Annotated in this window: 11 protein-coding genes; 4 read left to right on the top strand and 7 right to left on the bottom strand. The window is 50.1% G+C overall.

The features are described 5' to 3' along the window. Window positions 1–445 (bottom strand): tRNA (adenosine(37)-N6)-threonylcarbamoyltransferase complex dimerization subunit type 1 TsaB (gene tsaB, locus AACZ40_RS14145; protein ID WP_339674704.1); only part of this gene is annotated, 445 nt, incomplete at its 3' end. Window positions 446–727: 282 nt separating this feature from the next. Here tsaB and AACZ40_RS14150 point away from each other — a divergent pair. Further along, the gene (locus tag AACZ40_RS14150) at window positions 728–2596 is read left to right on the top strand and encodes a chloride channel protein (protein ID WP_291177305.1); all 1869 of its coding nucleotides are present in this window, start codon (window positions 728–730) and stop codon (window positions 2594–2596) included. Between the two features lie 8 nt (window positions 2597–2604). Here AACZ40_RS14150 and AACZ40_RS14155 read toward each other — a convergent pair whose 3' ends face one another. The 6 genes from AACZ40_RS14155 to gap form a co-directional block, all read right to left on the bottom strand. Further along, window positions 2605–4581, bottom strand: a complete 1977-nt coding sequence (locus tag AACZ40_RS14155) for a UvrD-helicase domain-containing protein (RefSeq protein WP_291177302.1) — start codon at window positions 4579–4581, stop codon at window positions 2605–2607. A gap of 77 nt (window positions 4582–4658) precedes the next feature. Further along, complete coding sequence (locus AACZ40_RS14160) at window positions 4659–5816, bottom strand: serine/threonine-protein kinase (RefSeq protein ID WP_291177299.1); 1158 nt, start codon at window positions 5814–5816, stop codon at window positions 4659–4661. 202 nt (window positions 5817–6018) lie between these two features. After that, window positions 6019–6873: an acetyl-CoA carboxylase, carboxyltransferase subunit beta gene (gene accD / locus AACZ40_RS14165; protein ID WP_291177296.1), complete on the bottom strand. Its 855-nt coding sequence runs from the start codon at window positions 6871–6873 to the stop codon at window positions 6019–6021. Between the two features lies 1 nt (window position 6874). Then, the gene (locus AACZ40_RS14170) at window positions 6875–7549 is read right to left on the bottom strand and encodes a histidine phosphatase family protein (protein WP_291177293.1); all 675 of its coding nucleotides are present in this window, start codon (window positions 7547–7549) and stop codon (window positions 6875–6877) included. Window positions 7550–7564: 15 nt separating this feature from the next. Next, a complete protein-coding gene (rpe, locus tag AACZ40_RS14175; protein WP_291177290.1) occupies window positions 7565–8269 on the bottom strand; it encodes a ribulose-phosphate 3-epimerase in 705 nt (234 codons plus the stop codon). A 360-nt stretch (window positions 8270–8629) separates the two neighbouring features. Continuing rightward, window positions 8630–9652 (bottom strand): type I glyceraldehyde-3-phosphate dehydrogenase, encoded by a 1023-nt coding sequence (gap, locus tag AACZ40_RS14180; protein WP_291177287.1) that lies wholly within the window; start codon window positions 9650–9652, stop codon window positions 8630–8632. 520 nt (window positions 9653–10172) lie between these two features. On the opposite strand from gap, the gene AACZ40_RS14185 reads away from it, so the two are divergent. The 3 genes from AACZ40_RS14185 to AACZ40_RS14195 are packed head-to-tail and all read left to right on the top strand — an operon-like array spanning window position 10173 to window position 15877. Continuing rightward, window positions 10173–12833, top strand: coding sequence for a chemotaxis protein CheW (locus AACZ40_RS14185; protein ID WP_291177284.1), 2661 nt, complete (start codon window positions 10173–10175; stop codon window positions 12831–12833). Beyond that, on the top strand, window positions 12830–13300 hold the full coding sequence (locus tag AACZ40_RS14190; RefSeq protein WP_291177282.1) for a chemotaxis protein CheW: 471 nt from the start codon (window positions 12830–12832) through the stop codon (window positions 13298–13300). The genes AACZ40_RS14185 and AACZ40_RS14190 overlap by 4 nt, the downstream gene beginning before the upstream one ends. 42 nt (window positions 13301–13342) lie before the next feature. Next, window positions 13343–15877, top strand: a complete 2535-nt coding sequence (locus AACZ40_RS14195) for a methyl-accepting chemotaxis protein (RefSeq protein ID WP_291177279.1) — start codon at window positions 13343–13345, stop codon at window positions 15875–15877. The last annotated feature ends 216 nt before the right edge of the window (window positions 15878–16093 follow it).

Genomic DNA, 16093 nt, shown 5'->3' on the forward strand with positions numbered 1-16093 from the left:
CCGGGCCGGAAACCGTATCGTCTGGCTGCAGCGATTTCACAAATTCTTCGATGCTTCGCAGCCCGATTTCCGCAGTATTCTGCCAGCATCGTTCTCCGGTTTTTCGATATTTCCCCACAAACAGGTCCCCCCGTTGGGCATTGGAAATGACCCAGGTTTCGGAGATGTCAGAGGGGCTGTTCATTGCGATTGCTTCGAACGTATCAATCCCGATTACGGGACAGCCAGTCACATATCCAAAAGTTTTGGCGAACGTAATGCCGATTCTTAATCCGGTGAAACTGCCAGGTCCGCGACTGACGCCTGCACCTGTGATTTGCCGGGTGGTAATATCCAGCCGTTCGAGGATATGTTTGACTTCTGCGACCAGTGTCTGTGCGTGTTTTCGTCCCTGTTGCGACAGCTCAATCTGCGTGATTTGCTGACCAGGGCGATAGACGGCCACCGATCCGGAGAGGCCTGAGGTCTCTATGCCTAAATAAAACTCAGAATTTTCCACGCGCACACAAACAAAATACATCGAAAAAAGGGGGCAGATTCGTTACAACCGAGTATCAGAGTATGACAAACTCCTGAAATGCTTCCAAGTCTTGCGGACAGAATTTATCTGCGACTGCAGAGAAGCAGGTCGAAATCAGAAAGCCCGCCGCTTTAGTCGTAGCCGGAAATCACCAGCCGGCTGCCAACAAATGAACTATTTTCCCACAATCAGACTGTAAATATTGAAATGGATTATTTTAAAAAACTGGGTTCGCTGCTGACTGCTTTTGATCTGAAAACCAGTGGCAAATGGTTTGTGCTTTCCTGTCTGATCGGAATTGTGGCTGGCCTGGGTGGGATTGTCTTTGATGCATTAATTCAGGTTGTGCAGCACCACTCTCTTGTAGCCATCGCTGGATTTGATCACCCCCAGACGGTGGGAGAACACTCAATTTATGATGATGAAGAAGACAAGGTTGCCTTTTCCCCGTGGTGGATGCTGGCAGTCATTACCCTGGGAGGCCTGGCTTCGGGGTTGATTGTTTATAATATTGCTCCCGAAGCGGAAGGACACGGAACCGATGCGGCCATCGATGCATTCCATAACAAGCGGGGGCTGATATTACCCCGCGTTCCGATTGTGAAGACGATTGCCTCGGCGTTGACTCTGGGGACAGGCGGTTCCGCCGGTCGCGAGGGACCGATTGCCCAGATTGGCGCCGGCTTTGGTTCTTGGGTGGCAACTGTTCTGAAACTGTCCGCGCGCGATCGCCGGATCATGCTGGCGGCGGGCGTCGGTGCCGGAATTGGTGCGATTTTCCGTGCTCCCCTGGCCGGTGCCTTATTTGCCGCGGAAATCATGTACAGCAATGCGGATTTTGAATCGGATGTCATTGTTCCCGCTGCCATGTCATCGATCATTGCTTATTCCGTTTATTGTATGTCACTCCCTGCGGAACTGCGGTTTATGCCTTTGTTTGGTGATGGACTGCATCATACCGTTGATTCCCACTTCGAACTGATTCCCTATACGATTCTGTCAGTCATCCTGAGCCTGGCAGCCATGTTCTATGTGAAGACCTTTTACGGAACAAACCGGATTTTCAAAGCGATTCCGATCAAACCCATGTTCAAGCCGGCAATCGGTGCCTTTTTAACAGGTGTTGTCGGGATCGCCATGTATTATCTGTTCAATAAAGACCTGCAGGCATTATCGGTGATGTCGACCGGCTATGGCATATTGCAGGATGCCTTAACTTCCGCCGCCAGGATCAGCGTTCCCCTGTTGCTGACGGTTGCCGTCGTCAAAGTGTTTACGACTTCACTGACAATCGGTTCGGGAGGTTCCGGCGGAGTATTCGGTCCTTCGATGGTAATTGGCGGATGCGTGGGAACGGCCACCGGTCGAATCCTCCAGGATTTATGGCCGGAGATGGTCACACAACCGGAAGCCTACGGGCTGGTCGGGATGGCCGGTTTTTTTGCCGGAGCCGCCCATGCACCGATTTCGACGATCATTATGGTTTCCGAAATTACAGGTAACTATTCTCTGTTGTTGCCAACCATGTTGTCTTCCACACTCTGCTTCGTGCTTTGTCAGAAGGTGCATCTTTATCAGAAACAGTATCCCAGTCGACTCGATTCGCCAGCGCATCGGGGTGATTTCCTGATCGATGTGCTGGAAGGCAGCCACGTGTCGGATGTTTTTGATCCGGGCAGAAAGATTCAGTTGATTCATCAGTCGAAAACGCTCGATGAAATTGTGCACTCTCTGGCGGGAACACAGCAGCATTATTTCCCCGTAGTTGATGATGAGGGACGTATTATCGGCATCTTTTCCGAGGATGATGTCCGCGCTTACCTGTACGACGAGACCATCTGGAAGCTGGCATTAGCACGGGATATCATGGAGTCCAACTTTGTAAAAGTCAGGCCGGATGATGATTTGAATACGGTGATGCAGCGGTTTACCGCAATTAATGTGGAAGCTTTGCCGGTGGTTGATCAGGAAGATTCAGGCATCCTGCTGGGAATGCTGAATCGTAAAGAGACGATTGGTTACTACAATCAGCAGCTGATGAAGCATAAGCGTGCGGGTGAAGAAAGCGAGCTTTAAATCCGGAGTTACTCGTCCTCGCCGTCCGTATTGCGCATTTCAAAGAGAAAGCGGGACGGGAGTGTAGGCTGCTTCTTGCCCCACTTGGTTCGAGTCGCGGCACGACTTAAAGTAAGGTAGTCCTGGGCTCGGGTGATGCCTACATACGCGATGCGTCTTTCTTCTGCGATTTCCGCATCGGTCCCTTCCACAGAGCGTTTGTGAGGCAGCAGCCCTTCTTCCATTCCCACGAGATAGACGCGTGGAAACTCCAGCCCTTTGGCACTGTGAAGCGTCATGAGTTTGACAGCGTCCTGGGCCAGCTGGTCTTCTTTTTCGTTCAGATCATCGCGGTCTCCCAGCGCGGTTTCTTCCAGAAAACCTGTGGGGGTCGGATCGCTGGTGCGCCGACAGTATTCATTGATTGATTCGATGAACTGTTCGAGAACAACAATGCGAGCCTGCTGTTGCTCGGAAGTTTTGTATTGTTTTTTGATTTCCGCTTCGTAGTCGATCTCTTTGATCAGATCGTGCATGATTCGAGCAAGATCGCGGGGAGACTGTTCGAGTCGGCCGCGATAGCGTTTCAGCAGGTCGTGAAATCCATTCAGGGCGCCACTCGCGCGGGCACTCAGATCATTGGTCTGTTGAGCCGATGCGACCATCTCCCAGAACCGGTTTCCGGCTTTGACGGATTGATTGACCAGTTTCTCAACCGTACTGCTGCCAATCCCGCGCGTGGGGGTATTGATGATGCGCAGCATGGAAAGTTCATCCTGCGGGAACGCCAGTGCTTTCAGGTAGGCGAGCAGGTCGCGGATTTCGCGGCGATCAAAAAATGACTGACTGCCAATCAGCTGGTAACGGACATTGGTGCGGCGTAATTCCGTTTCGAAGACACGGGGCTGTTCATTGGTACGAAACAGAATGGCAAAATCGCGTAACGGGACGTTCTGGGCTTCGTGCAGATATCTGATTTCGCCGATGATCTTTTCGGCTTCGGTCAGTTCATCGGCCAGTTCAAGAAAACGTACCGGGGAACCCATTTTTTTGTGGGCGATCAGATGTTTTTTATGCCGATCCCGGTTATGGGCGACCAGGCGGTTGGCCAGTTCGATGATTTTATCCGTACAGCGGTAATTATTTTCGAGACGGACGACTTTGGCTCCCGGGAACTGTTGCTGAAATCCAAGAATATGCTTTACCTCGGCACCACGCCACCCATAAATCGACTGATCATCATCGCCGACCACACACAGGTTCTGATGAGGTTTCACGAGCGCCCGGATCAGGCTGAACTGGGAGAGATTGGTGTCCTGGTACTCGTCGATCTGGACATACTCAAATTTTTCCTGAACCCGCTGAAGGACTTCCGGGTGTTCTGAGAAGAGCTGGTTCGTAAGCATCAGTAAATCGTCAAAGTCCACGGCTCCACTGGAACGCAGTTTGGTCTGGTATTTTCGATAAGCCATGGCTGCCAGGAAATCGAAATCATTATCGGTATAGTTGGTAGACTCTTCCGGTGACACGTTTGCCATTTTCCAGGTGCTGATTCTGTTGAGCAGATCGCCGGGCCGCAGGCTTTTATCAGTGACTCGGATTTCCCGCAGCGCCGTTCTGGCTGCTGACTCCTGGTCGCCTCGATCATAGATGACAAACTTTCCGGGGTAACCCAGCAGGGATATTTCTTCTCTGAGAATACGGACGCACAGCGAGTGGAACGTGGAGATGAATGGCTTGGCGGGCAGCCTCTTACCCAGCAGGGCAGCCATACGTCCCTGCATTTCTTTTGCGGCCTTATTGGTAAACGTCACGGAGAGGATTTTATCCGGTGCAATTCCATTCCGGATGAGTTCCACCATGCGGTAGGTGATGACTCTGGTTTTGCCCGTACCTGCCCCGGCCAGTACCAGGAGGGGACCGGAGAGAGTGGAAGCGGCTTCGCGCTGGGCCGGATTGAGGGAAGCCAGGTGATTCGATTGGTTCGGGCTGGTAGACAGGGGCATGTAACTTAATCAATTGTCGTAAAAAACAGGAGCGAAAATTTCCTCATCGAAAGATGCTCCGTTACAGTTGAGCGAATTTAGTGACTTTCATCAGGATTGCCGGGTTTAGGCTGCGAGGGTGCCTTTTTGCGGGATGCAGGCTGCTCCTGGTTTTCAGGTGGTTCAGCGGTAGCTTCTCCAGGCGGCTTGCGTTTTCTGCGGCGAAGACGTTGCTCATTTGTTTTACCTGCTGGCTTTTGAGAGGACCGGGCTCGTTTTGAATTCGAATCAGATTTTTCCCGGGAGCTTTGTTTTTCAGGTTTGCCGGATGCAGGTCTGGCTGATGAACTTTCAGAACTTGCGGGATTTTGCTGTGCAACAGCTGTTTTCTGTGACTGGTAGACTTCTTTGAACGGGACGAGCATCTGATCGATTGTCTGCCAGCGATCCTGTGGGTACAGTTCCAGTCCTTTCATGATGGCATCTGCTAACTGGGGATTGATTCCCGGCAGGAGTTCCTGAATCGGTTTTGGTGGTGAATTGATGTGTTGCAGCACTGCTTCCATTGTTTCTGCTGATTTCCAGGGAAGCCGTTTCGTAAGCATCTCGTAGCAGGTGACCGCGTAGGAAAAAATATCAATCTGCTGGCTGGTCTTCTGTCGCTTGATCAGCTCAGGTGCCATGTAGGCAGCAGTACCAGTGCGGTTACCAGGCTGCAGAAATGGTGGTGTATTGGGTACCACGAGGCCGAAATCAATCAATTTGAGCTGCTGCTCGTTATTGACCATGATATTGCGAGGGCAGATATCGCGATGGATCCAGTTTTCCTTGTGGAAATACTGAATGGCTTCGCCGAGCTGAATCATGTATTTCAGGCAATTGGTCCGCATGTCCTCATTTTGTGCTTCGACCAGAAAGCTGAGGCTGTAACCTTCGATGAACTCCATGACGAGGAACTGCTCACCATCGGAAGTCAGTCCATGCTCGAAGGTTTTAACGATATGAGGATGTTGAAACTGGACGGCAATGTCGCCTTCTTTGGGTTTGTTTAACCCGACGAATCGCGCCTCCAGTTCTTCCGTTTTCTGCTTATGGAGCACCTTGAGTGCGACAGTCCTGCCGGAATTGAGATCCCGGGCACGCCAGACTTTAGACATGCTGCCCTGCCCGACTCGACCGATCAGCTCAAAACGTTGTTTGATGTTGACGCGCGGCAGGCGAGATTCTTTGGAAAAGAAACGCTTTAAAAAGTTCATGTATTCACCAGCAGGCAAAGAGTGAATTCAGGACCAGGTATATCCCGGGCTCAGAAGAATTGTAACCGGCCCATTACCAATAGTATAAGTGTCTTTGAGGCAATACGCAAAGTGCTGCCTGGCAAAGCTTCCAATAATACTGTGGAAGTAAGACCTGTCTGGTCAATGCGGTTGGTGACTTGAAGGTTGCAGAAATGAGAGATCAGGTACAATAGTCGATCAGGCGTGCCAGTTCCGAACGAAGCCTGGGTCGGGGAATGATCCGGTCGACAAAGCCATGTTCGAGAAGAAACTCACTGGTCTGGAAGCCTTCGGGCAATGGCTTTTTGATCGTCGCTTCAACGACGCGCGGTCCGGCGAACCCGATCAGGGCCTGTGGTTCTGCGACTACAATGTCGCCCAGCGAAGCAAAGCTGGCTGCGACACCGCCCATGGTGGGGTTCGTCAGGACGGAGATAAAGAGACCTCCTCTGTCATGGTAACGACCCAGTGCCGCTGAAACCTTACCCATCTGCATCAGTGAGAAAATTCCTTCATGCATGCGGGCACCACCGCCGGAACCACTGATAATAATCAGCGGTAGTTTGAGTTCTGTTGCCTGCTCGATGGCCCGGGTTAGCTTTTCTCCCACGACGGAACCCATACTGCCCATAATGAAGGCGGAGTCGGTAATACCGACCACCAGAGGGCGACCACGCATGTAGCCGCGTCCTACAACACAGGCGTCTTTCATGCCTGTCTTCTTCTGCTCAATCACGAGCCGATCTTTGTAGGTTTTATTTTTATCTGCAAATTCTAACGGGTCACCTGCTGTGAGATCTGCAAACCATTCTTCGAAGCTGTCCGGGTCGAGCAGTTGCTGGATCCGGGTCTCGGCGGAGATGTAAAAATGGTGATCACATTCCGGACAGAGTCCCAGCCCCTGTTCTACCTGTTTACGGAAGACAGTCGCATTGCAGGACGTACAACGGAGCCATAAACCTTCGGGAACACCGCGTTTAGGTCGCGATGAATGACTTAACCATGAATCGACATTAGATTTCGGCGCAGAACTCATCTTATTTGGCCTCCTCGAACCGCCACTTTGCTGCGTGGTTTCCTTGACCCTGGGGGGAATCCTTCTTTTCTGTTTGATCGTCACAACTTACCTGTTTTGAATCACTTTTTTTAGGTGGCGATTCAAGAATTTCGAACATTTCATTCTGACAAAATTTCCCGTGATGCTCAAAACAAATTTTTTGTTTATTTTCGTTTCGTAACAGGCAGGAAATGATGGTTGCCAGAGGCTCTGAAGCGACGATGGCAAAATTCTGTTTCTTTTTCAGGTACTTCTGAAGTGTTTTTTGTACGCGTTTGACCGCTTCTGAAGCCAGTTCACCCTCGGGCGGGCAAACGGTCTCTGGTGATTCGGACCACTGTTTGAGCAGTTTCGGATATTTCCGGCGAACTTCTTCGTATTCCAGCCCCTGCCAGAGTCCCTGGTTCAGGTTTTTCAGGCCTTCTTTTTCCTTTACGGGGATTCCCAGGTTTTCCCCCAGCTGTTCGGCGGTCGACAGGGCTGGTTCAGAAGAGGATGTGATAATGGTTTCAATACCAGAGTTTTCGATCTGCGCAGCGAGATTTTTAACCTGCTCTTGCCCTTCCGCGTTCAGTGGAAGGTCGAGTGTACCTTGTATTCGTTCGTCTTTATCAAAGTCTGTACAACCAGGTCGTATCAGTACCACAGTTGGCATTATTTTATATCTCTTTTAAGTTGAGGAAGCTGCCTGGTTCCTGGCTTTGGCAGCCAGTTCGCTGACAGCTGTAGAATAGTCGGCCTGATCGAAGATCGCACTTCCGACAACAAAATAGTTGGCGCCCGCGCCGGCCGTTTCAGCAATCGTATCCATGGCAATACCGCCGTCGACCGACAGAATCGTGTCGGCGGGGATCATTGATTTCAATTGTTTGATTTTGTCTAGACTCGATTCGATAAAGGATTGTCCGCCAAACCCGGGTTCTACACTCATAATCAGGACCAGTCCACACTGATCCAGGTAGGGCTCGACAGCGCTCAGGGGAGTTTTGGGGCTGATGGCTAAACCAGGGATCACCCCTGATTGATTTAAATGATTCAAAATCTCAGTGGGATCAGGAACCGCTTCGATATGCACGGTAATGGAATCACAGCCGGCTTTGATGTAATCATCAATATATTTTTCCGGATGGCTGATCATCAAATGCGCATCAAAGACCATGCTGGTCAATGAGCGGACTCGTTCGATCAACAGTGCTCCATAGGAAAGATTGGGAACAAAATGCCCGTCCATGACATCCCAGTGGAGCACTTGAGCGTCGGCTGTTTCCAGCAACTCAATTTCCCGATGCAGATTGCCGAAGTCACACTTCAACATGGAAGGGGCAATCACAGGTGAATTTGAAATCAGTTTGTGCTTAAGTTCAGAGTTAGTCATAGATTCCAGAAATAATATACGTTCGAAGATCAAAAACAAGTACCTGAGTTATAATCCCGTCAGACTGCTCGAAGTTCCCGAATTACTCGATTACTGTGATCCTGGATCGAAGTCAGGGGGATTTAACTGGATGCGGCCTGGAGTCAGTACGTTGAATTCATCGTCGTTAAATGTTGAGATTGGCTTTTATCAGTAAGCGTCACATTTTGACAATCTGATTGATCAGAGTCTAGTCGAAAGTTACCGAAAGTGATCTTATGTATCGGTGATGCCGGTTCGAAAAACAGCCGAGATGGGTTACATCTCGGCTGAATTTTCCGAACTGAATCAAAGCTTATATTCAGCAAGCTCTGATACAGCTTATAGTTGTGCCAGACGGGCGATCATGTCCGCAGTCCGGTTTGAATAACCATATTCATTATCATACCAGCTCAAGACTTTGAGCATGTTTCCGCCAATAACGGTGGTCCAGCCGGCATCAAAGATGGAGCTGTGAGTATTGCCGATAATATCGCTGGAAACGATGGGGTCTGTGTTGTACTCAAGAATGCCTTTCATTGGGCCGTCTGCAGCAGCTTTCATGGCGGCGTTAACTTCATCTACCGTCACGTCTTTGCTTAAAGTTACTACCAGGTCGGTAATACTGCCTACGGGAACAGGAACGCGGAGACTGAGACCGGTTAATTTGCCATTCAGTTCCGGCAGGACCAGGCCTACTGCTTTCGCAGCACCGGTCGTTGTGGGAATAATATTCAGAGCAGCAGCTCGTGCCCGCAGAGGGTCAGAGTGCAGCTGGTCTGAAACACGCTGGTCATTGGTGTAAGCGTGCACGGTGGTCATCAAACCGTGTTCAATTCCAAAGTTTTCATGAAGGACTTTAGCCATGGGAGCCAGGCAGTTTGTTGTGCAGCTGGCATTGGAAACACAGAGGTGCTCAGAAGTCAGCTGGTCGTCATTGACACCAAATACCACAGTCATGTCTGGTGTATCTTTTGCCGGTGCAGAAATCACAACTTTCCGGGCGCCAGCCGTCAGGTGGCTGTCGTAACCTGGTTTTCCGTCTGCTTCACGGTTTGTGAAGAACCCGGTCGATTCCAGAGCGACTTCGACTCCCAGTTCCTTCCAGGGAAGTTCACGGGGATCACGTTCCGCACAGACGCGGACTTTTTTTCCATTGACGATCAGATCGTTTCCATCCACTTCGACTGTTCCAGGAAAACGGCCCTGCACACTGTCATATTTCAATAACCATGCCAGTTTTTTAGGATCTCCGAGGTCGTTGATGGCAACCACTTCGAATTCTTCAGGACGAGCGGCGAGAGCTCGAAATGTGATACGCCCAATACGCCCAAAACCATTGATACCAACCTTTACCGCAGCCACAGGACTTACTCCTTCGTTTAATGAACCATTAGATGTGTATATTTGACGGCAGAGAGACTGGAGAACGATCCCAATAAACTCCTCTGCCCGCTGTCGGGTAACTTTCAATCGCGTTGGATTGTAATCGCCTCAGGACGACCACACAACCGAACGCAGACTCCGCTTTGATTTCTTAATAATTCAACAAGGTTAAGTATTCCGGGATCGATCAGTTTTTCTACTTCAGACCATTCCAGATTCAATCAGTGACCGGTGCGATTACTGTGCGTGTGTGATGGTCGACTTCAAAATTAAATAGGGAATTCCCCTCAGTTCTGCTCCTGAGGATCACAGGAGGTCAAGGGGCTTAAGCAGAAATGACGATAGTGCTTAAGGGGAGACCACTTACTGTTGGGGGGATTGTATAAACAATGCTTGCATAAAAGCATGTTGATAAGATCTTTCTGGTAATAGATTTAGCTCTCCACTTCTAAGTCTTATTTACGCTTCAATTACATTCCCTAATCACCAGGACGGGCTGATGGACGATATTCTGCAGGAGTTTTTGGCAGAAAGCTGGGAGAATTTAGGTCAATTAGACTCAGAAATTGTAGAGCTTGAGAAAGATCCCCAGAATGCTGAGCTGATTGCCAGCATCTTTCGCACGATCCACACAATCAAAGGGACCTGTGGTTTTCTGGGTCTCACCAATCTGGGAGCAGTCGCACATTCTGCAGAAAATGTTCTGGGAAAGATGCGTGAGCGAATGCTCGAAGTCTCCCCGGGAGCGATTTCACTGGTTCTGGAAGCCATCGACCGCATCAAAGAACTGCTGCAGGGCCTGGAAGCAACCGGCGAGGAACCGAAAACCGATCATTCGACTTTAACACTGATGCTGGACGAGCTCGCAAATCTGGCAACCGCGCCTGTTGAATCCACTCAGCAGGCTGCTTCTGTTACTCCCGCGGAAAAAAGCCCTGCTGAACCTCAGCTAGACCAGAGACCACTCAACGAACAAAGCCAGACTGAAATCGCTGCTGTCCCTGATGGTAATCCGGCGGCCGGTGAAGAATTTCACCCGGAAGTTGTGGACCCGCTGGTTCCTGCCACTGGTACTGAAGAAGTGGCATCCCGCTCTTCCAAGGTGAGTGTGGCGGATCTGTCAATTCGCGTGAATGTCAATGTGGTCGACAGTCTGATGAACCTGGTGGGGGAACTGGTGCTGACCCGCAATCAACTGTTGCAGCTGGCGCGGGGAGATGAGGAATCCAAATACGCTGCGCCCATCACTCATCTGAATCGCGTCACCACAGATCTGCAGGAAGGCGTGATGAAAACACGCATGCAGCCGATCGGGAATGCCTGGAACAAGCTACCCCGGCTCGTACGCGATTTATCTCAGGTGACCAACAAACATATTGAACTGGTAATGACAGGCGCCGAAACGGAACTGGACCGGACCGTACTGGATGCCATCAAAGATCCCCTGACACACATGGTGAGAAACTCGGCCGATCATGGTATTGAGATGCCCGGCGTCCGTAAAGCAGCCGGCAAACCTGAAGCAGGAACGATTCATCTGAATGCCTACCACGAAGGAGGGCACGTCATCATCGAGATTCAGGATGATGGTGCGGGAATCAGTCGTGAACGAGTTTTGAAAAAGGCGATTTCCCAGGGGCTGATCAAAGAGGTCGATGCTCCCCACGTGACGGACAGTCATGTGTTTTCCATGATTTTTCAGGCTGGATTTTCGACTGCGGAACAGGTCAGTTCCATCTCCGGACGTGGCGTAGGTATGGACGTGGTCCGGACCCAGATTGAAAAAATCGGCGGGACCGTCGATCTGGCATCCAAAATGGGAAAAGGGACCACCGTCAGAATTAAAATACCGCTAACCCTGGCAATTATATCTGCGCTGGTGCTGGAGAGCGGCTCACAGCCTTTTGCAATCCCGCAACTGGGCGTGGTGGAACTGGTCCGGCTTTCTGCAGAAGACTGCAAAAAAATTGAAACCATTCACAACAAAAAAGTATTTCGACTGCGAGACCGCCTGCTGCCTCTTGTGCATCTGAATGAAGTTCTGAAGCTGGAAGAGACGATTCCAGATGAAGATGATCTGCAGGATACCAATATCGTGGTTGTTCAGGTGGGTGAAGATCAGTTCGGGCTGATAGTTTCCCGGATCTTTGATACCGAGGAAATTGTGGTCAAGCCGGTGGGCCGACTCTTAAAGAATATCGGACTCTATCAGGGAACGACCATTCTGGGAGATGGTCGCGTGGTGATGATTCTCGATGTGGGAGGAATCTTCAATCAATGCGGTGGAAGTTCCGCTCATTCTCAATCGGTCGCGGAAGAAACACCCAGCAGTACTGACCGGGATACCATCAGTATGCTGCTGTTTGGTGTGAAAGAAAATGTGACCATGGCGGTGCCTCTGTCACTGGTCGCCCGACTCGAAGAATTTCCCTTGGATAGTATCGAGCTGAATGGTGATCGTAAGGTGGTTCAGTATCGCGAAAATCTGTTGCCACTGCTTTCGATCGAAGGTGCTGGATACGGCGGAGGAGAACCCGTCGATCCCCAACCTGTCATCGTCTTTTCCGAAAATAATCGTTCGATGGGGCTGATGGTTAACGAGATCAAAGACATCATTGATGAACAGCTTGTGATCCGGATGCAGTCTGATCGGCCAGGCGTGCTGGGAACTGCCATCATCGGCAAAAATGCGATTGATGTCATCGATACTCAATATTATGTGACACGCTCGACACCAAACTGGTTTGAAAAAGTCGAAGATAAAAAATCGTTTCGAGTTTTAGTAGTCGATGATTCAATGTTCTTCAGACAACTGGTGGCAACTGCGCTGGAAACCGAAGGCTTTTCGGTAGTAACCAGGGACAGTTGTGTCGCTGCTGTGGAACTCCTGGAAAAAGATTCCAGGTTCAATGCCGTCATTACAGATCTGGATTTGCCGATGATGGATGGATTTGAGTTCTGCGAATGGTTGAAAGAACAGGAAGACACTCAGGAGTTGAGCGTCATAGCTTTGACATCAGCGAACAGTGCAACAGATCAGGCCAAAGCCCGCGAAGCCGGTTTTGATGAGTTTCTGGTCAAATTTAATTCGCATGAGTTGATTTCCTGCCTGGATGAGTCTTTTGCCCGGTTGAAATACAAAACAGGAGTCAAAGCATGAGTATTGCGATTACAGATTCAGGAAGTGGGATGGAGTCACAGTTAGACTATTCGAGTCAGTATGTCTCGTTTCGCGTGGATGGGCAGTTGCTGGGAATGCCAGTCAATATGGTCCAGGAAGTATTAACCGAACAGGTGATATCACCAACTCCACTGGCCCGGGCTGAGATCAAAGGTCTGCTGAATCTGCGTGGTCAGATCGTGACAGCCGTCAGTCTCCGTAAACGACTCGGCCTGCCTGATCTGGAAGATGATCGTTCTATGAATGTCGTGACCCGGGTGGGAGAAGAGTCTTTCAGTCTGCTGGTAGATGAAGTGGGCGATGTCATCAATGTATCAGGCCGTTCCATGGAACCGGTGCCGCGCACCCTGGATCCCCACTGGCGGTCAGTGACCATCGGTGTGTTTCAACTGGATGAAGGCTTATTTGTCATTCTGGATGTGGAAACGATTTTAAATTTTGACTGATCTATTCAAATACTTTCAGCTGACTGAATAAGGGCCCTGCTTGTGGATCTCAATGTAACTGCATTACGAGAATCGTTTGAACTGGTTGCACCGCGTGCAGACCAGCTGGCAGAACGGTTCTATGAAAAGCTGTTCGAGGATTACCCCGATCTGCTGCGCTATTTCACGCATACCGATTTTTCAGAACAGCGGGGGAAACTGATTCAGGCACTGGTTCTCGTAATGAAATCCCTGGAGAACCCCCCTGCTCTGACCAAAGTCTTACACCAACTGGGAAAAGAACATGGCGACATGGGCATCCAGAAGGATGACTATCCGCCGGTAACAGAAACTCTGCTCAGTGTGCTGGCAGAGTATGCTGGTGATCAATGGAGTGATGAACTGGAAGAAGCCTGGCGTCAGGCTCTCACAGCAGTTTCGACAATGATGATTGAAGGTGCCAAAAACTCAAGTCGCGCAAAACAGCTTCAATCAACGGCAGTAACAGGCTCAGTGGGAGCCGGCTTTGAAGAGGTGGATTCCCTGGTGGAAGACCAGCCGACTTCAGAGAACTATGACCAAACCAATTCAGAACTACCTTTACGATCTGAAGCACAGATCAACCATCCGAAGGAGAAGAGTGAAATGTCGATTGATTCAGTACAGAATACGAAACAGAGCGCGGCTACTGAACGGTCGCAGGATACAGACCAGTTTTATGGGATTGTGGAACACAGTCCCCAGGCCATTCTGTTCCTTAACACGGAAGGCACAGTCACCTATCTCAATCGTAAAGGTCAGGAGACCCTGGGAGAACTGAGTACCGATCTGGGAGTGAGTCCTCAGCAGCTGGTAGGTGGTTCGATCAGTCAGTTGTTTGCAAAACTGCCCGAACTGAAGTCCGCCCTGACGGGGTTGTCTGGTGAGAAGTCCATCACGACTCAGCTGGGAACTCGCTCGCTTAAAATCAGCCTGAATCAGCTTGCTTCAGCAGGAACCATCCTGACCTGGGAAGACGTAACGCAGCAGATCAAACTGGAAGAAGAACTCTGTGATTATTCAGGACAGCTGGGCGCCATCAGCGATGCCCAGGCAGTCATTGAATTTAATCTGGATGGTACAATCATTACGGCCAATCATAATTTCTGTGCCACACTTGGTTATACCCTGGAAGAAATTCAGGGGAAACATCATAGAATGTTTGTCGAACCTGAATTCCAGGTCAGCAATGAATACAAAGAATTCTGGGAAAAGCTGAATGCAGGCCTGAACCAGGTTGCTGAATACAAACGGATTGGAAAGGGAGGCAAAGAAATCTGGATTTCCGCTTCCTATAATCCCATCCGCAATAAAGCTGGCAAGCTGTTTAAGGTTGTCAAATATGCATCCGACATTACAACAAAAAAACTGGCTGAAGAAGATATGGTCCGTGTTCAGAACATGATGGACAATATTCCCATCAATGTTCTGCTCGCGAACAAAGACTTCGAAATGGTCTACATGAATCCGGCATCTTACAAACAGTTGAAGCAACTGGAGCACCTGCTGCCCAAACCGGTCGATCAGCTGATTGGTCAGAGTATCGATATCTTTCACAAGAATCCCGAAGTGCAGCGGCGCATGCTGGCAGATCCTTCGAATCTGCCGCACCGTGCCAAAATTAAAGTGGGTGACGAAACTCTGGACCTGCTGGCAACAGCAATCGTGGACCGAAAAGGCAATTATATTGGTCCCATGGTTTCCTGGTCGGTAGTGACAGAACAGATCAAGCTGGCTAATGACTTTGAGAATGAGATCCAGGGGATCGTCAGCGTTGTGACTTCATCGGCTACCGAAATGCAGGCCAGTTCCAAGAGTCTGTCCGATATGTCGGATGAAACAGCTCGCCAGTCCCAGGTGGTTGCTGCTGCCAGTGAAGAAGCCACCCGAAATGTGGAAACCGTATCTTCTGCTGCAGAAGAATTGAGTGCTTCCATCAGCGAAATCTCACGCCACGTTCAAGAGCAGTCACACATGACGTCTCAGGCTGTGGGAGAAGCAGATCGTACCAATCACACGATTAAACAGCTGGGAGATGCCAGTAGCGAAATCGGTCAGGTTGTGAAAGTGATTACTTCCATCGCACAGCAGACAAACCTGCTGGCTTTGAATGCGACGATCGAAGCAGCCCGTGCCGGTGAAGCCGGAAAAGGATTTGCCGTGGTCGCGAATGAAGTGAAAGAACTGGCCCGCCAGACTGCACGTGCAACAGAAGAGATCAGCGAAAAGATTGGTGCCATCCAGGGATCAACGAATATAGCTGTGTCCGCCATCGGCTCGATCGGTGAAAGTATCCGCAAGATCGATGAAATTTCAACGACCATTGCCAGCGCCGTCGAAGAACAGACTGCTGCCACCAACGAAATTTCCCGTAATGTGGCAGAAGCCGCTCGTGGGACCGCTGAGGTGACCAATAACATCTCCGGTGTTTCTCAGGCAGCTTCCGACAGTGGAACAGCCGCCAATGACATGCTGGCAGCTGCACAGGGACTGACTCAGGAATCTGTGAAACTGGATGAAGCTGCTGCCGCCTTCCTGAAACGGATGCGAGCCATGTAATCCGCTGATCCGCAATACCTGACATCTCAGGTGCTGCAATGTGAAAAATCGTCATTACCGCCAGGGTAGACATGTGTTTCAAAACATGGGTTTAGCCTGGCGGTTTTTGTTGGGAGACCTGGAAAGCTGAGGTGAATCTCTCAATGTACCGGAATTTTCGTGATTTCAAGCATTGTTTGCCTCACATCATTAAACGTGTCCTAGACTTCCTGCAGA

Origin of the sequence: uncultured Gimesia sp., from assembly GCF_963972345.1 — a bacterium.
Lineage (GTDB): Bacteria > Planctomycetota > Planctomycetia > Planctomycetales > Planctomycetaceae > Gimesia.

Excerpts from the sequence above, each read along its gene's own strand:
- AACZ40_RS14150 (WP_291177305.1), top strand. The coding sequence starts at position 728 with ATGGATTATTTTAAAAAACTGGGTTCGCTGCTGACTGCTTTTGATCTG.
- AACZ40_RS14155 (WP_291177302.1), bottom strand. The coding sequence starts at position 4,581 with ATGCCCCTGTCTACCAGCCCGAACCAATCGAATCACCTGGCTTCCCTC.
- AACZ40_RS14160 (WP_291177299.1), bottom strand. The coding sequence starts at position 5,816 with ATGAACTTTTTAAAGCGTTTCTTTTCCAAAGAATCTCGCCTGCCGCGC.
- accD (WP_291177296.1), bottom strand. The coding sequence starts at position 6,873 with ATGAGTTCTGCGCCGAAATCTAATGTCGATTCATGGTTAAGTCATTCA.
- AACZ40_RS14170 (WP_291177293.1), bottom strand. The coding sequence starts at position 7,549 with ATGCCAACTGTGGTACTGATACGACCTGGTTGTACAGACTTTGATAAA.
- rpe (WP_291177290.1), bottom strand. The coding sequence starts at position 8,269 with ATGACTAACTCTGAACTTAAGCACAAACTGATTTCAAATTCACCTGTG.
- AACZ40_RS14185 (WP_291177284.1), top strand. The coding sequence starts at position 10,173 with ATGGACGATATTCTGCAGGAGTTTTTGGCAGAAAGCTGGGAGAATTTA.
- AACZ40_RS14190 (WP_291177282.1), top strand. The coding sequence starts at position 12,830 with ATGAGTATTGCGATTACAGATTCAGGAAGTGGGATGGAGTCACAGTTA.